The sequence below is a fragment of the Terrabacter sp. NPDC080008 genome (genome assembly GCF_040702505.1).
Taxonomy (GTDB): Bacteria; Actinomycetota; Actinomycetes; order Actinomycetales; family Dermatophilaceae; genus Terrabacter.
Genome location: NZ_JBFBLC010000007.1, coordinates 204,498 through 219,966 on the forward strand (window position 1 = coordinate 204,498; position 15,469 = coordinate 219,966).

The window sequence follows — 15,469 nt, forward strand, 5'->3', positions numbered from 1 at the left end:
GCTGCCATCGTAGGGGCGTGACGCGTTGACGTCCATTATTCGGAAGTCCTAGTATTTTGCCATGTCCGACGCAGCGCAGCGCGAGCACCACCAGCCCTCCCACCACGTCCGCCTCGTCACGGCCAGCAGCCTCTTCGACGGCCATGACGCCTCGATCAACATCATGCGGCGGATCATGCAGACGCAGGGCGCCGAGGTCATCCACCTCGGGCACAACCGGTCCGTCCAGGAGGTCGTCGACGCGGCGATCGAGGAGGACGTCCAGGGTGTGGCCGTCAGCTCCTACCAGGGCGGCCACGTCGAGTACTTCGAGTACCTCGTGCAGCTGCTCAAGGAGAACGGCGCCGGCCACATCCGCGTCGTCGGCGGCGGGGGTGGCGTCATCGTCCCCGAGGAGATCGCGCGGCTGCGCGACTCCGGGGTCACCATCTTCAGCCCCGAGGACGGCCAGCGCCTGGGTCTCGCCGGCATGATCAACACCGTCATCGCCGACTGCGACTTCGACCCGTGGGAGATCGGTGCCCCCTCGCTCGAGGCCGTCCTCGCCGGCGACCGCACCGCGGTGGCCCGAGCGATCACGGGTGCGCAGGAGGGCGAGCTCGACGACGCGACCCTCGGTGGCATCCGCGAGGCCGCGTCCCGCCGCCGGGTCCCCGTGCTCGGCATCACCGGCACCGGTGGCTCGGGGAAGTCCAGCCTCACCGACGAGCTGATCCGCCGCCTGCGCCTCGACCAGCAGGACAAGCTGCGCGTCGCCGTCCTCGCCGTCGACCCGACCCGCAGCCGCGGCGGCGGCGCCCTGCTCGGCGACCGCATCCGGATGAGCTCGCTCGACGGCGACCGCGTCTACTTCCGCAGCCTCGCCACGCGCGGCGGGTCGCAGGTCCCGACCCACCTCGACGACGTGCTCTCCGTCGTCAAGGCCGCCGGCTACGACCTCGTCATCCTCGAGACGCCGGGCATCGGCCAGGGTGACGCCGCGATCGTCGACTACGCCGACGTCTCCCTGTACGTCATGACGCCCGAGTTCGGCGCCAGCAGCCAGCTCGAGAAGATCGACATGCTCGACCGCGCCGACGTCGTGGCCATCAACAAGTTCGAGCGCCGCGGCGCCGAGGACGCGCTGCGCGACGTCGGGCGCCAGATGGTGCGCAACCGCGAGGCCTTCGGCAAGGGTCCGGCCGACATGCCGGTCTTCGGCACGTCGGCCGCCACCTTCAACGACGACGGCGTCACCGCCCTGTACCAGGAGCTGCGAGCCCTGCTGTCTGACAAGGGGATGCCGGTCGAGGAGGGCGCGCTGCCGCACGTCGCGACCAAGCAGTCGACGCGCATCGCCACCATCGTCCCCGCCTCCCGGGTGCGCTACCTCTCCGAGATCAGCGACACCGTCCGCGGCTACCACGAAGCCACCGAGCGGTATGCCGCCGCGGCCAGTCGCGTGCAGCGGCTCGAGTCCGTGCGCGGCGAGCTCGCAGGCGCCGCCGCGGCCGGCGAGGTGGGCAGTGCCGGCTCCGCGGTCGATGCGGTCGACGCCCTTCTCGAGGAGGCGCGCACCGACCTGCCGGCCGAGGTGTCCAAGGCGCTCGACGACTGGCCGTCGGTCGTCGAGTCGTACTCCGGCGACGAGCAGGTCGTGCGCATCCGCGACAAGGAGATTCGCAACGTCCTGACGCGAGAGTCGCTGTCCGGCAACAAGATCCCGCGCGTCGCCCTGCCCCGCTACCGCGACCACGGCGAGCTCGTCGGCTTCCTGCGCCGCGAGAACCTCCCCGGCTACTTCCCGTTCACGGCCGGCGTCTTCCCGTTCAAGCGCGAGGGTGAGGACCCCGCGCGCATGTTCGCCGGCGAGGGCGACCCGTTCCGCACCAACCGCCGCTTCAAGCTGCTCTCGGAGGGGCAGCAGGCCACCCGCCTGTCCACCGCCTTCGACTCGGTCACGCTCTACGGCCGCGACCCCGACCCTCGCCCTGACGTCTACGGCAAGGTCGGCACGTCCGGCGTCTCCATCGCAACGCTCGACGACATGAAGGCGCTCTACGACGGCTTCGACCTCGTCTCGCCGACCACCTCCGTGTCGATGACCATCAACGGCCCGGCACCGACGATCCTCGCCTTCTTCCTCAACACCGCGATCGACCAGCAGGTCGACGCCTTCCGGGCGCGGGAGGGCAGGGAGCCCGGCGACGAGGAGCGCGACCAGCTCACGGCATACGCCCTCGCGAACGTCCGCGGCACGGTGCAGGCCGACATCCTCAAGGAGGACCAGGGCCAGAACACCTGCATCTTCAGCACCGAGTTCAGCCTCAAGATGATGGCCGACATCCAGGAGTGGTTCATCGAGCACTCGGTGCGCAACTTCTACTCGGTGTCGATCTCCGGCTACCACATCGCCGAGGCCGGGGCCAACCCGATCAGCCAGCTCGCCTTCACCCTCGCCAACGGGTTCACCTACGTCGAGAGCTACCTCGCTCGCGGGATGAAGGTCGACGACTTCGCGCCCAACCTGTCGTTCTTCTTCAGCAACGGCATGGACCCCGAGTACTCCGTGCTCGGCCGGGTCGCCCGGCGCATCTGGGCCGTCGCGATGAAGGAGAAGTACGGCGCGGGGGAGCGCAGCCAGAAGCTGAAGTACCACGTGCAGACGTCGGGCCGCAGCCTGCACGCGCAGGAGATGGACTTCAACGACATCCGCACCACGCTGCAGGCGCTCATCGCGATCTACGACAACGCGAACTCCCTGCACACCAACGCGTTCGACGAGGCGGTGACGACCCCGTCGGAGGAGTCGGTGCGCCGGGCGCTGGCTATCCAGCTCATCATCAACCGCGAGTGGGGCCTGGCGATGAACGAGAACCCGCTCCAGGGCTCGTTCGTCATCGACGAGCTGACCGACCTGGTCGAGGCCGCGGTGCTCAAGGAGTTCGACCGCATCACCGAGCGCGGCGGAGTGCTCGGCGCGATGGAGACCGGCTACCAGCGCGGCCGCATCCAGGACGAGTCGATGCTCTACGAGCACCGCAAGCACGACGGCAGCCTGCCGATCATCGGTGTCAACACCTTCCGCAACCCGCACGAGGGCGAGGCGCCGCGCAAGGTCGTCCTCGCCCGCGGCACCGAGGAGGAGAAGCAGAGCCAGCTCTCGCGGGTGCGGGCGTTCCGGAAGGCGCACGAGGTCGAGGCGAGGGCGGAGCTCGAGGAGCTCAAGGCGGTCGCCATCGAAGGCGGCAACGTTTTCGACGTCCTGATGCGCGCAGCGCGGGTCTGCTCGCTCCAGCAGGTGACCGAGGCCTTCTTCGAGGTCGGCGGCCAGTACCGCCGCAACGTCTGACCGTCGAAAGGCCACGTCTGGCCCCTCCTCAACCGTCGAAAGGCCACGAATTGCCCCCTTCGCGCAGTCGAGAGGCCACGTCGTGCCGCCCGTGACGCTCGAGGACGACCTGGCGTATGCCGTGTCCTTCCCGTCGCCGCCCCGCCGGGTCGTCTCGCTGGTGCCGTCGATCACCGAGGCCCTGGCGGCGACGTGCATTGATCGGCTGGTCGGTGCGACGGACTGGTGCACCCACCCGAGCGAGCTTGCCGTGCAACGGGTTCGGGGCACCAAGAACCCTGACCGGGCGGCCATCGCTGGCCTGCGGCCCGACCTCGTCGTGGCCAACAAGGAGGAGAACCGGGAGCTCGACGTGCAGCGGTTGCGCGCCGACGGCATACCGGTCTGGGTCACGGACATCGAGACGGTGCCGGCGGCACTCGACTCGCTCGAGCGCCTCTTCGTCGAGGTGCTCGACGTCGGCACGCCGGCGTGGCTCGCGCAGGCCCGTGACGAGTGGGGCGGCCCGCTGCCGGAGCCGTCGCTCGAGGTGGCCGTCGCGATCTGGTGCGACCCGTGGATGGCCGTCGGCCGGGACACGTTCACCGGCGACGTCGTCGCGCGGCTGGGCTGGCGCAACGTGCTGGCCGACGCGCCCGAGCGCTACCCGCACGTCGACCTCGCGGACCTCGACCGCGAAGGCGTGACGGTCCTGCTCCCGGACGAGCCCTACGTCTTCACCCCGGACGACGGGCCGGAGGCGTTCGCGCGGGCGCGCACCGCGCTCGTGAGCGGCCGGCTGCTCACGTGGTACGGCCCGTCCCTCGTCGGTGCCCGGGCCGCGCTGACAGCCGCGGTGACCGGCTGACGCCAGAGGCAGCTGGTCGAGGGGTTGTCGAGGGCCCGACGTGGCCTCTCGGCGCGTCCGGGTGGGCCACATGAGGCCTCTCGACGGTTGAGGAGGGGCCAGACGTGGCCTCTCGACGGTTGAGGAGGGGCCAGGCGGAGCTGTCAGTCGGTGTCCTCCACCACGACGAGCAGGCCGGCGAGCACCATCCGTCGCGCCAGGTCGAGGCCGACCATGCCGGCCCGCAGCTCACCGCCGTCGACGAGGGCCACCAGGGTGCCTACGTCGCGCGGCTCGACCGCGAAGTCGGCCAGCCGGCTTCGCAGCGTCGCAGAGCCGTCGTCTCCGGGCACGAGGCACGCGCGAAGGTGAGAGCGCAGCCGCAGCACCATGTCCGACCCGAGCGCCTCTGCCGAGGCCACCTGGGCCAGGGGTCCGACGGGGGCCGGGCGCAGCGCGGCGCGGGACCGGGACTCCATCGCGTCGACGACCGCGGTGGGGTCGAGCTCGTGCAGGGCGCGGATGAGGGCCGACCGCACCAGCTCGATGTCCGGGGTGAGGCCGTCGCGGTCGAAGCCGGTGGGGCAGACGCCGAGGGAGGCGCGCACCCTCGTGTCCCGACTGACCTGTGCCAGTGCCAGGGAGACCATCTCGTCGGCCACGTGCCGGCGGGTCCAGACGTGGACTCCGAGGGTGAGGTGGGTGCTGACGCCGCCCAGGGCCGTCGCGGAGTGCAGCCAGCCCCGGGGCAGGTAGAGCACGTCGCCGGGCCGGAGCGTGAACTCGTGCTCGGCGGGGCGCCGCGCCGCCTCCTGCACCGCGACACGGTGATCGGTCCACGGTTGGTCGCGCAGCGGCGACTCGTGGACCGGGGGACGCACCCGCCAGCGCTTCTCGCCGCCCATCTGCAGCACGAAGACGTCGTGCACGTCGTAGTGGTCGCTGAAGCCGGTGTTCTGGCTGGGGGTGACGTACGCGTTGGCCTGCACGGGGTGCCCGAGCTCCTCGGCCAGCTGCTGGGTGAAGTCGATCAGCGGCGCCCAGGTGCGGTGCAGGCCCTGGAGCACGATCGTGGCGCCGGCGGCGAAGTGGCCGAGCAGCTTGTCGTCCGAGACCTGGTCGGCGACCGACGCGCCGACGCCACCGCCGGAGGTGAACTCCCGGTCGCCGAGCGTGCGCCCGTCGCGGGCGACCCGCAGGAACGGCGCCCGCAGTCCGCGACGGGACACGAGCTCGTCGACCGACTCCTCCCCGAAGAGATCGAGTATGCCGCCGGGCAGGTCCGCGGCACGCGTGACGACGGGCGTGTGCGACCAGTGGTCGCGGGCGAACTCGTCGCGGCTGAAGGGGACGAGCTGTGCCAAGGCCGAGTGCCCACGCCGACGCGTGGGCACCCGGTCCGTCGTGCCAGCGGTCATCAGATCGCGTTCGTCGGGTCCACCCCGGCACCGCTGTCGGCGCCGCCGTCCTCGGTGCCGGTGTCGGCACCGCCGTCGGCCGGCCCCTCGCCGCCTCCGCCGCTGGAGTCGGCGCCGCCGTCAGCTCCGCCGTCGTGGGTGCCGGTGTCGGCCCCGCCGTCGGCCGGGCCCTCGCCGCCTGCGCCGCCGCCGCTCGAGTCGGCGCCGCCGTCTGCACCGCCGTCCTGTGCGGCCGTGTCCGCTCCGCCGTCGGCGGTACCTTCGGCCATCGGGTCGTCGCCGGCGGGCTCGCCGACCGGGTCCATCGGGGTGTCAGTCATGGCTTCTCCTCCGTGGGGTGTCAGACGGCGCCGGACAGCGACGTCGCCCTCCTCCTACCCGGTCGGTTCACCCCTGGCACGACACGCCGGATCGTGTTCTGATCGAGCGCATGGGGATCTCCAAGGGTGACACCGTCCACTGGAACACGTCGCAGGGCCGCACCACCGGCAAGGCGGTCGAGAAGCGCGAGAAGGAGTTCACCTTCGACGGCCAGAAGTTCAACGCCTCGAAGGACGAGCCGTACTGGATCGTCGAGTCGAGCAAGACGGGCGCCAAGGCGGCCCACAAGGAGTCGTCACTCGACGCCGGCTGACACCGGGCCGGGGGCTCAGGTCAGGTGGTCGAAGTCGCCGCGCGTCCACGCGGCGTGCCGGTCCGCGGACGCGCGCACCACGGCCTTCGCGCCCGACGGCACCACGGCGCCGAAGTTGTTGTAGAGGCGGTCGTGGTGCAGGCCCTCGAGCTGGTCGGCGATGCGCTGTACGACGTTGCCGGACAGAGGGATCCGGTTGGGGTAGCTGCGCATGAAGCTCACCGACCGACGGTCCGGGTTGGGGAACACGGCATCGCCCGCCAGCAGCACACCCCGACCCTCGGCTCCGGCCGTCCACTCGACGACGGCCTGCCCACGGAAGTGCCCGCCGACGCGGTGCAGGGTCAGTCCCGGTGCCACCTCGCGCTGTTCGTCGTAGAGCTCGACGAGCGGGTCGCGTCGGCGCACCCACTCGGCATCCGCGGAGGCGACGAGCACCGGCACGTTCCCGAGGGCCCGCGCCCACTCGGTCTGCACGCCGTACATGTGCGGGTGGCTCGCGGCGACCGCCAGCGCCGGGCCCAGCGAGCGCACGTGCTCCACCGCGGCGTCGTCGAGGTATCCGACACAGTCGAAGAGCAGCACCCCCTCGGGCGTGCGGACGACCATCGTCTGCTGGCCGATGCCCACCGAGGGCTCCGCGCGCAGACCCCACAGGTCCGGCTCGACCTCCTTCACCGAGATCGTCGTGCCCGCCTCCCGGAGACGCTCCAGCGTCGTCCACCGCTGCCCGTCCTCGGGCACCCACTGCCGCTCGTCCTCGCAGATCTCACACGCCTTCGGAGGCTCGGGCAGGTCGGCGGTCTCGACACCACAGGTCTCACAGATCCAGGTCACGCGCCCAGCCTGCCGGTCCGCGACGGGTCACGCCACCGATTCTGCGCGAGGATGCGAGGGTGATCCTGCACCTGCGCGCCGCGGTCGAGCAGCTGTATGCCGTCCCGCCGGCCCGGTTCACGCCGCTGCGCTCCGAGCTGGTGGCCCAGGCGAAGTCGGCCGGCGACAAGGCGCTCGCCGCCTCGGTCGGCGCGCTGCGCAAGCCGACCGTGGCCGCGTGGGCCGTCAACCACTTCGTGCGCGAGCACCGTGACGAGGTCGACGAGCTGCGGTCCTTCGCCGAGCTTCTCCGGGAGGCGCAGCGCACCCTCGACGCCGACCAGCTGCGCGTCCTCGGGCGGGAGCGTGCCAAGCGGGTCGACGTCGTCGCCGACCGGATCGCCGAGGTGGCGGCCGAGGAGGGGCAGCGGCTGGGCGCGGGGGTCGCGCAGGAGGTGCGCGACACCTTGACGGCGCTCATCGCCGACGAGGACGCCGAGGCCTCGGTGCTGACCGGCTCCCTCGTCAAGGCCCTCAGCTACTCCGGCTTCGGCTCCGTCGACCTGGCCGACGCCGTCGCGCTCGGTGACGAGGCGACGCCCAACCGTGGCGCGGCCGAGCGTCCCTCCCTCTCAGTCCTCCCCGGTGGTGGAGGGGGAGACGCAGGGGGAGACGGGGCGGGTGGTGACGGCGAGGCGGTCGACCTCGAGGAGCGGCGGCGCGCACGACGGGCGGCCGAGAGGGCCCGGCTGCAGGCGGCGCTCGAGACCGCCCGGTCGGGGCTGCGCTCGGCCGACCGGCAGGTCGCGGTGCTCACGGCTCGACAGGAGGAGGTCGTGGAGGGGGTCGCCGACCTCGAGCGCCGGCTGGCCGCGGCTCGGGCCCGGCTCGAGAAGGTCACGGGCGAGCTCGAGGAGGCAGGCCGCATACGCGATCGGCGGGAGCAGCAGGAGGCTGCGGCACAGTCGGCGCTGGACGCCCACGACGGCGACGAGCGCGGCGCCGCACGTGACGACTGACGGCGGCGCCACCGGCTCGCTGCGGCAGGGCTGCTCGATTTCGTATCCACGCCGCGGACCGTGTAGTGTCACGGTCGCACAACAGGTCGACGGAAGCGTCCACGCGACGCGTCCACCACGTCGGCCGTGCCCCAATAGCTCAGTCGGCAGAGCGTTTCCATGGTAAGGAAAAGGTCTAGGGTTCGATTCCCTATTGGGGCTCTGGTCAGCCGGATTCCGGTTCCCCGTCGTCACGGCGACGGGGCCGGGAACGGCCGCCTTGGCGGGGTAGCTCAGCTGGTTAGAGCGCACGACTCATAATCGTGAGGTCGCGGGATCGAGTCCCGCTCCCGCTACCACTTCCGCGCGCACCCGCGCCGATTTCCGGATCGGTCGGTGTGTCGCGTAACCTAGGACGTCGCGCCTGCATGTCACCCGGGCAGCCCTCGGGACGCGTGACGCGCGCGACGCCCGTCGCAAGACGACAGAACACCCGAGTACGTTCCCGAAAGAGCAGGTTGCCGTGGCCAGCAAGAGCACCGACGTCCGTCCCAAGATCACGATGGCGTGCGTGGACTGCAAGGACCGCAACTACATCACGAAGAAGAACCGTCGGAACAACCCCGACCGTCTCGCGATGAACAAGTTCTGCCCCAAGTGCGGCCACCACACGGAGCACCGCGAGACCCGCTGAGCTCCCGCACACGACGCGATCGCTCCCTCGGCCCCCTGGGCCGGGGGAGCGTTGTCGTTCCCGCGGCCCGTCGGGCGCCCGCACGCCGTGCGGCCCGCGTCGGCGCCGCTCGGTAGGGTGCGCGTATGCCGGTGAACGCAGACTTCCAGGGGCGGGTCTACCCGCCCACCGAGACCTACCGGGTCAGTGCCGCCAAGATCCGCGAGTTCGCCGAGGCCGTCGGCTCCTCCGACCCGGTGCACGTCGACACCAACGTGGCGCGGTCGCGAGGCTACGCCGACGTCATCGCGCCGCCGACCTTCGCGGTCCTCATCGCCCAGCAGTGCGACGCCCAGCTCATCCGTGACCCCGAGGCGGGCATCGACTTCTCACGGGTCGTCCACGGCGAGCAGCGCTTCGTCCACCACCGGCCGCTGACGGCGGGCGACGCGATCGTGGGCACCCTGCACGTCGACACCGTCCGGGAGGCCGGCGGCCACTCCATGGTGACCACCCGCACCGAGCTGGCCACCGAGGCGGGCGAGCCCGTCTGCACCGCCACCTCGACCATCGTCATCCGAGGAGCAGAGTGATGAGCGCCCAGTCGACCACCCCCGCCGGCGTCCGGTCCTTCGACGGAGTCGCCGTCGGCGACGCCCTGCCGCCGCTCACGGTCCACGTCGACCGGGCCCGGCTCGTCCAGTATGCCGGCGCCTCGCTCGACCGCAACCGCATCCACTGGGACGAGCGGTTCGCCAAGGAGGTCGGCCTGCCCGACGTCATCGCCCACGGCATGTTCACGATGGGCTCCGCGGTCACGATCGTCACCGACTGGGTGGGCGACGCCGGCCGTGTCGTCGAGTACGGCGTGCGGTTCACCCGGCCCGTCGTGGTGCCCTACGAGGAAGGTGCCGACATCGAGGTCTCCGGCGTCGTCAAGGCGGTCGACCCCGACACCCGCCGCGTCACCGTCGAGCTGACGGCCACGGCAGGCGGCGAGAAGGTCCTCGGCCGCGCCCAGGCCGTCGCCGTGCTGGCCTGAGGGTCCGGGTCCCCCGCGTGCTCGAGCAGTCCGACCTGCCCCTGTCCACCCTGACGACGATGCGCGTCGGCGGCCCGGCCGCCCGGGTCGTCACCGCCACCACCACCGACGAGCTCGTCGATGCCGTGCGTGAGGTCGACGACGCCGACGAGCCGCTGCTGGTCGTCTCCGGAGGCTCCAACCTCGTCGTGTCCGACGACGGCTTCCCCGGCACCGTGGTGCGGGTCGCCACCTCGGGCATCACGCCAGAGTCGGCCGACTACTGCGGCGGCGCCGTGGTGCGCGTGGCGGCGGGCGAGGTCTGGGACGACGTCGTGGCTCGCGCCGTCGTGGAGGGCTGGGCGGGCGTCGAGGCCCTCAGCGGCATACCCGGGCTGACGGGCGCCACCCCCATCCAGAACGTCGGCGCCTACGGCCAGGACGTCTCGCAGACCATCGCGCAGGTGCGCACCTGGGACCGCCAGGAGCAGGCCGTGCGCACCTTCATGAACGCCGACTGCGCCTTCACCTACCGCCACTCGCGGTTCAAGGGCCACTCGCGCTACGTCGTGCTCGACGCGCTCTTCCAGTTCGAGGTGGCCGACCTCAGCCGGCCGATCGCGTATGCCGCCCTGGCGAAGGGACTCGACGTCCCCCTCGGCACGCGCGTGCCCCTCTCCGATGCCCGCGAGGCGGTCCTCGAGCAGCGCCGGTCCCGCGGCATGGTGCTCGACGACGCCGACCCCGACACGTGGTCGTGCGGCTCCTTCTTCACCAACCCGATCCTCACCTCCCGCGAGTTCGACGACCTCGTCGAGCGGGTGGGGGAGCGGCTCGGCTGGGAGGGCCCCACGCCCCCGCGGTTCCCCGAGGCCGACGGACGGGTCAAGACCAGCGCCGCGTGGCTCATCGAGCACGCCGGGTTCGGCAAGGGCTTCGGCCTGCCGGCTCCGGCAGCGCTGTCCACGAAGCACACGCTTGCGGTCACCAACCGCGGTGGAGCCTCGACCTCGGACGTGCTCGCCCTGGCACGACAGGTGCGCGACGGGGTCCGCGACGCCTTCGGGGTCACCCTCGTCAACGAGCCGGTGCTCGTCGGCGAGCAGCTCTGAGGCTCGACCGGGCGCAGGCCCGGCCCGGCGGGACCTACTTGACCAGGACGGCCGAGAAGGTCTTCGCCGGGATGTTCTTGCCGGTCGTGCTCACCTCGTAGGCGGGGCGGTTGAAGGCCAGCTTGAGCGAGCTCGTCGTGCCGCGGTCGACCTTGAAGAAGACCCAGCCGGTGCTCGTCTGCGAGCGCTGGGCGGTCCCGAGCGCGACCGCACCCCAGCGGTTCTTGAACTCCGACGTGGGCGTGATCGTCTGGGCGGGGTTCGCTGCCACGAGCGAGAGCATCGCGGGGTCGATGCGGGCGGAGTAGCGCGACCCCGCCTGCGCGATGACGCGCACGCCGACGATCTCGAACTGCTCGGCGCCGACCGGCTGTCCGCCCGGCCACTTCAGGTGGCGGGCGATGCGCGTGGCCGTGATGGTGTGGCCGAGATCCGGGTCCTTGATGACCGCGTCGATGTTGGCGTAGGCGACCTTGTCGCTGGCCGGCCCGTCGGTCGTGGTCGTCGGCGCCGGCGTGGCCGCCGTCGTGCTCGTGTCGGGTGCGGGCGTGCTCGGAGTCGGGGCCGTCGTGCCGGCCGGGGCGCTGCTCGCCGGCGTGGTGCCGCCGGCCGCGACCGGGGACTCGCCGCTGCAGGCCGCGAGCGCGAGCACGGGGGCCGCCAGGCCGAGGGCGGCGAGGCGGGCCAGGCGGCGTCGGGGGGCGGTGGACGGGCGTGCGGGAGCGGCGGCAGAAGTCTTCATGGCCCGCCCAGCATGACCGGAGGGCCCGACCCTGGGCAAACTCGCCCGCAGGGCTGAGCCCGTGCTGTGCGGCCGTCGGACGTCCGGGCAGGCCTCGTGGCTGCCCGCTATGTCCGGGTTGGCGGCGTGTCCGGCGTCACGAACCGTCCGCGAGCCAGGAGTCCACGTCGGCGAGCGCGGCCTTGCGCAGCCGCTCCGGCATCCGGCTGCCGTGGAGGGAGTCGCGGGCCAGTCCGGCCAGCTCCTCGTCGTCGAAGCCGAGCTCGCGGGCCGCCGCGTACTGGTCCGTCAGCCGGGACCCGAAGAGCAGTGGGTCGTCGGCTCCCAGCGCCACGGGCACGCCGGCGTCGACGATGGCCCGCAGCGGCACCTCCTGCCGGTCGGCGTAGACGCCGAGCGCCACGTTGCTGCCGGGGCACACCTCCAGGGTCACCCCTGCCTCGGCCACGGCGTCGAGCACCTGGGGGTCCTCCACGCTGCGCACGCCGTGCCCGATGCGGTCCGGGCCAAGCTGTTCGAGCGTCTCCATGACGGACTGCGCCCCCAGCAGCTCACCGCCGTGCGGCACGAGGGCGAGACCGGCACGGCGCGCGATGGCGAAGGCGGGTGCGAAGTCGCCGATGAGCCCGCGCCGCTCGTCGTTGGACAGGCCGAAGCCGACGACGTCGCCGGGCTCCTCACCCGCGTGCCGCGCCGCGAGGCGAGCCAGGGTGCGCGCCTCGAGCGGGTGGCGCATGCGGCTGGCCGCCACGACGACGCCGACACCGATCCGGCCCTGCGCCGAGACGGCTCGCGCCTCGTCGAGCACGATCTCCAGGGCGGGGGTGATGCCCCCGACGAACGGCGCGTACGACGTGGGGTCGACCTGCAGCTCGAGCCACCGCGAGCCCTCGGCGGCGTCGTCCTCGGCGGCCTCGCGCACGATGCGGCGCATGTCCTCCTCGCCGCGCACGCACGCCCGCGCCGAGTCGTAGAGGCGCTGGAAGCGGAACCAGCCCCGCTCGTCGGTCGCACGCGCGAGCCGGGGCGGCCAGTCGGCCAGGAGGGCGTCAGGGAGACGGATGCCGTGGCGGGCGGCGAGCTCGCGGACGGTGTCGACGCGCATCGAACCGGTGAAGTGCAGGTGCAGGTGCGCCTTCGGAAGGTCCTGCACCGCGCGCGTCATGCGGGTCAGTGTGTCACCCCCGCAGAGCGTGCCCTCGGCGTGTCGGGGACCGGACGGCATACGGCCGGTGAACGACGGGCGGTCTCATGCCTGCGCGGCCCCGCGCGCCCGGTCACAGGACGCGCGGGGCCAGCAGGTTCGCCGGCTCAGACCTCGTCGGGCTCGTCGGCGATCTCGTCGACGACGTGGACCGCGGCCTCCTCGGCCGACGCGGCCGCGCCGTCGATGCCCACGTCGCTGGCCCACACCTGCTTCTCCGTGTCCTCGTGGGCGCCCTCGTCGTCGGCCACCAGGCGCCCGGCGCGCTGGTCGCCGACCTCGTTGTCACCGAGCCAGTCGTCATCGGCCGCGATGGAGTCGGGGTCGTCACCGCCGACGCGCTCCTCGTCGAGACCGCTCTCGTTGTCCGGGGCGCCGTAGGCCGTGTTCGGGTCGGGCTCCTCCTGCTGGATCCGCTGGTCGATCGTCTCGTCGAGCGACTCCTCGTAGGCCGTGGTGCCGAAGGCATCGGTGCCCCGCTCCTTCTCGGGCGGGGAGTATCCGCGGTCGAGCTCGTCCTCGACGTCGTCGTCGGGAAGGCCCTCGAGGTTCGACGGCTGGTCCTCGTCGTCGACGCTGTAGCTCGTCAGGTCGGTGTCGATGTTCTCGGTGGGACCGGTGTCGCTCATCGCGAGGCTCCTTCGGTGGCGGTATTCGGGGCGTCCTGCGCCGACGGCGTGGAGCCGTCGCCCTGTGCCCCTACCCGACCGGCACGCTCGTGCGTCAGCTTCTCGGCTGCCGCCAGCGCCACGCACGTGGCGACGCCCGCCATGGCCGTGCGCACCTCGTCGAGGACCGGGAAGGTCGGTGCGAGGCGGATGTTGCGGTCGCGCGGGTCGTGCCCGTGGGGGAAGGAGGCGCCCGCCGGGGTGAGCGCGATGCCCGCCTCCTTGGCGAGGGTCACGACCCGCGAAGCCGTGCCGTCGAGGACGTCGAGGTTGACGAAGTAGCCGCCGGTCGGGTGGCTCCACTGCGCGATCTCCAGGCCCTCGAGCCCGGCCGTCAGGGCCTCGTCGACGGCGGCGAACTTGGGGGCGATGATCTCGCGGTGGCGGCGCATGTGGGCGCGGACGCCGTCGGCGTCGCCGAAGAACTCGACGTGGCGCAGGTGGTTGACCTTGTCCGGGCCGATCGAGCCCATCGCGAGGTGGCCGAGGTACCACTTGACGTTCGCCTGGCTGGCCGCGAGGACGGCGACGCCCGCGCCCGCGTACGTGATCTTGGAGGTCGACGCGTACATGATCGGACGGTTCGGGTGCCCGGAGGCGGCGCAGAGGCTGAGGATGTCGGCGCTCTTGGCCTCCTCCTCGGTCAGGTGGTGGAAGGCGTACGCGTTGTCCCAGAAGATCGTGAAGTCGGGGGCGGCGGTGGGCATGGCGGCCAGGCGCGCCGCCACCTCCTGGGAGACGACCGCGCCGGTCGGGTTCGCGTAGGTCGGGACGATCCAGATGCCCTTGACGCTCGGGTCGTCCCTGACGAGCGCCTCGACGGCCGGCATGTCCGGTCCGTCGGCGTGCATGTCGACGGTCACCATCTCGATCCCGAACGACGCGAGCATCGAGAAGTGGCGGTCGTAGCCGGGCACGGGGCAGATGAAGCGGACCTTCTCCTCCTGGCTCCACGGGCGCGGGGACTCGACGCCGCCGAAGAGCAGGAAGTCGACGATCGTGGCGTACATCATCGACAGGCTCGAGTTGCCGCCCGCGACCACCTGCGAGGGCTCGACCGAGAGCAGCTCGGCGAAGATCTCCCGCAGCTCGGCCAGGCCCTCGAGGCCGCCGTAGTTGCGCACGTCGACGCCGGCGCGGTCCTTCGTCGTGCTCGGCAGCCGCAGCAGGTCGTCGGCCAGGTCGAGCTGGGCCGACGACGGCTTGCCCCGCGTCAGGTCGAGCTTGAGACCGCGCGCCTGCAGCGACGCGTACGCTGAGCGCTGCTCGGCGAGGAAGCCGGCCAGGTCGTCGTCGGACAGGGACGCGAGAGGAGTACGCGGGTTCGTCACACGTCGATCCTGCCACTGCCGCCTGTCGCCGAGGCTGCCCCGTCCGTATGCCGGTGGGTGTCGCGTGGGTGCCTCAGGAGCAGTCCGGCACCTTGCGGCGGACCCGCTTCTCGGTCGGTTCGCCTTGGAGCGCATCCGTCCCGTATGATCGATCCTCGGACGGCTTCGCTGGCCATGCTGACGCATGCCGTCCCGCCGGAGGCACCCAACACCTGCGGCGAAGGGCAATAGCTCAATTGGTAGAGCACTGGTCTCCAAAACCAGCGGTTGGGGGTTCGAGTCCCTCTTGCCCTGCGCATCCCGGTGATGTGGTCGTCGTGCAAGGCGGCACGCGACTTCTGCCCGACGTGGGACCCACGGGTCGGGCGCCTGTCGCGGGCCGACACCCAGGCAGAAAGAAGGAATCGTGACGGAGACGAGCGCCAAGCGCGGGTCCGGGCGTGCCGACAAGGCTCGCGGCGGCAACCCGGTGTCGCGCTTCTTCAGCGCGGTCAGCCTCTTCGTGCGCCAGATCCTCGACGAGCTGCGCAAGGTCGTGCGGCCGACCGGCCCCGAGCTCGTGCGCTACACGACCGTCGTGGTCGTCTTCGTCGTGGTCATGATGGCGCTGGTCTCGGTGCTCGACTTCGGCCTGACCAAGCTGATCTCCTGGGCCTTCACCGGTTCCACCACCTGACGGCACCGCCCGTCACGGG

At 71.9% G+C, this 15,469-nt stretch carries 16 protein-coding genes and 3 tRNA genes; 12 read left to right on the top strand and 7 right to left on the bottom strand.

Translation table 11 applies throughout. The annotated features are described in order from the left end of the window. Positions 1-61 precede the first annotated feature (61 nt). The gene (gene icmF, locus AB0316_RS18730; RefSeq protein ID WP_366274594.1) at positions 62-3,331 is read left to right on the top strand and encodes a fused isobutyryl-CoA mutase/GTPase IcmF; all 3,270 of its coding nucleotides are present in this window, start codon (positions 62-64) and stop codon (positions 3,329-3,331) included. An 82-nt stretch (positions 3,332-3,413) separates the two neighbouring features. Beyond that, entirely contained in the window at positions 3,414-4,178 is a 765-nt protein-coding gene (locus tag AB0316_RS18735) for a helical backbone metal receptor (protein ID WP_366274596.1), read from the top strand. A 143-nt stretch (positions 4,179-4,321) separates the two neighbouring features. On the opposite strand, the gene AB0316_RS18740 is transcribed toward AB0316_RS18735, so the two are convergent. Beyond that, complete coding sequence (locus tag AB0316_RS18740; RefSeq protein WP_366274598.1) at positions 4,322-5,575, bottom strand: cupin domain-containing protein; 1,254 nt, start codon at positions 5,573-5,575, stop codon at positions 4,322-4,324. After that, positions 5,575-5,895, bottom strand: a complete 321-nt coding sequence (locus AB0316_RS18745) for a BatC protein (protein WP_366274599.1) — start codon at positions 5,893-5,895, stop codon at positions 5,575-5,577. The genes AB0316_RS18740 and AB0316_RS18745 overlap by 1 nt, the downstream gene beginning before the upstream one ends. Positions 5,896-6,005: 110 nt before the next feature. Between AB0316_RS18745 and AB0316_RS18750 the strand changes: the two genes are divergently transcribed. Then, positions 6,006-6,209, top strand: a complete 204-nt coding sequence (locus tag AB0316_RS18750) for a DUF2945 domain-containing protein (RefSeq protein ID WP_366274600.1) — start codon at positions 6,006-6,008, stop codon at positions 6,207-6,209. Between the two features lie 15 nt (positions 6,210-6,224). Here AB0316_RS18750 and AB0316_RS18755 read toward each other — a convergent pair whose 3' ends face one another. Continuing rightward, entirely contained in the window at positions 6,225-7,046 is an 822-nt protein-coding gene (locus AB0316_RS18755; RefSeq protein ID WP_366274602.1) for a hydrolase, read from the bottom strand. A 59-nt stretch (positions 7,047-7,105) separates the two neighbouring features. Between AB0316_RS18755 and AB0316_RS18760 the strand changes: the two genes are divergently transcribed. From AB0316_RS18760 to AB0316_RS18790, 7 genes are all read left to right on the top strand, one after another. Beyond that, positions 7,106-8,044, top strand: a complete 939-nt coding sequence (locus AB0316_RS18760) for a hypothetical protein (RefSeq protein ID WP_366274603.1) — start codon at positions 7,106-7,108, stop codon at positions 8,042-8,044. Between the two features lie 128 nt (positions 8,045-8,172). Further along, a tRNA-Thr gene (locus tag AB0316_RS18765) sits at positions 8,173-8,245 on the top strand. Positions 8,246-8,305: 60 nt separating this feature from the next. Further along, positions 8,306-8,382 (top strand) — tRNA-Met (locus tag AB0316_RS18770). A gap of 164 nt (positions 8,383-8,546) precedes the next feature. Continuing rightward, a complete protein-coding gene (rpmG, locus tag AB0316_RS18775) occupies positions 8,547-8,717 on the top strand; it encodes a 50S ribosomal protein L33 (protein WP_142181354.1) in 171 nt (56 codons plus the stop codon). A gap of 125 nt (positions 8,718-8,842) precedes the next feature. Continuing rightward, positions 8,843-9,289, top strand: a complete 447-nt coding sequence (locus AB0316_RS18780; protein ID WP_366274605.1) for a MaoC family dehydratase N-terminal domain-containing protein — start codon at positions 8,843-8,845, stop codon at positions 9,287-9,289. After that, positions 9,289-9,738, top strand: coding sequence for a MaoC family dehydratase (locus tag AB0316_RS18785; RefSeq protein WP_366274607.1), 450 nt, complete (start codon positions 9,289-9,291; stop codon positions 9,736-9,738). The genes AB0316_RS18780 and AB0316_RS18785 overlap by 1 nt, the downstream gene beginning before the upstream one ends. 17 nt (positions 9,739-9,755) lie before the next feature. Next, entirely contained in the window at positions 9,756-10,829 is a 1,074-nt protein-coding gene (locus AB0316_RS18790; protein ID WP_366274608.1) for a UDP-N-acetylmuramate dehydrogenase, read from the top strand. A 34-nt stretch (positions 10,830-10,863) separates the two neighbouring features. On the opposite strand, the gene AB0316_RS18795 is transcribed toward AB0316_RS18790, so the two are convergent. From AB0316_RS18795 to AB0316_RS18810, 4 genes are all read right to left on the bottom strand, one after another. Next, entirely contained in the window at positions 10,864-11,571 is a 708-nt protein-coding gene (locus AB0316_RS18795; protein ID WP_366274609.1) for a hypothetical protein, read from the bottom strand. 136 nt (positions 11,572-11,707) lie between these two features. After that, positions 11,708-12,736, bottom strand: coding sequence for an adenosine deaminase (locus AB0316_RS18800; protein WP_366274610.1), 1,029 nt, complete (start codon positions 12,734-12,736; stop codon positions 11,708-11,710). Positions 12,737-12,882: 146 nt separating this feature from the next. After that, positions 12,883-13,404: a DUF5709 domain-containing protein gene (locus tag AB0316_RS18805; RefSeq protein WP_366274611.1), complete on the bottom strand. Its 522-nt coding sequence runs from the start codon at positions 13,402-13,404 to the stop codon at positions 12,883-12,885. Beyond that, positions 13,401-14,774: an aminotransferase class I/II-fold pyridoxal phosphate-dependent enzyme gene (locus AB0316_RS18810; RefSeq protein ID WP_366274612.1), complete on the bottom strand. Its 1,374-nt coding sequence runs from the start codon at positions 14,772-14,774 to the stop codon at positions 13,401-13,403. The genes AB0316_RS18805 and AB0316_RS18810 overlap by 4 nt, the downstream gene beginning before the upstream one ends. A 221-nt stretch (positions 14,775-14,995) precedes the next feature. Between AB0316_RS18810 and AB0316_RS18815 the strand changes: the two genes are divergently transcribed. Beyond that, positions 14,996-15,068, top strand: a tRNA-Trp gene (locus tag AB0316_RS18815). A gap of 112 nt (positions 15,069-15,180) precedes the next feature. After that, positions 15,181-15,450, top strand: coding sequence for a preprotein translocase subunit SecE (gene secE, locus AB0316_RS18820; RefSeq protein ID WP_366274613.1), 270 nt, complete (start codon positions 15,181-15,183; stop codon positions 15,448-15,450). Positions 15,451-15,469: the final 19 nt, after the last annotated feature.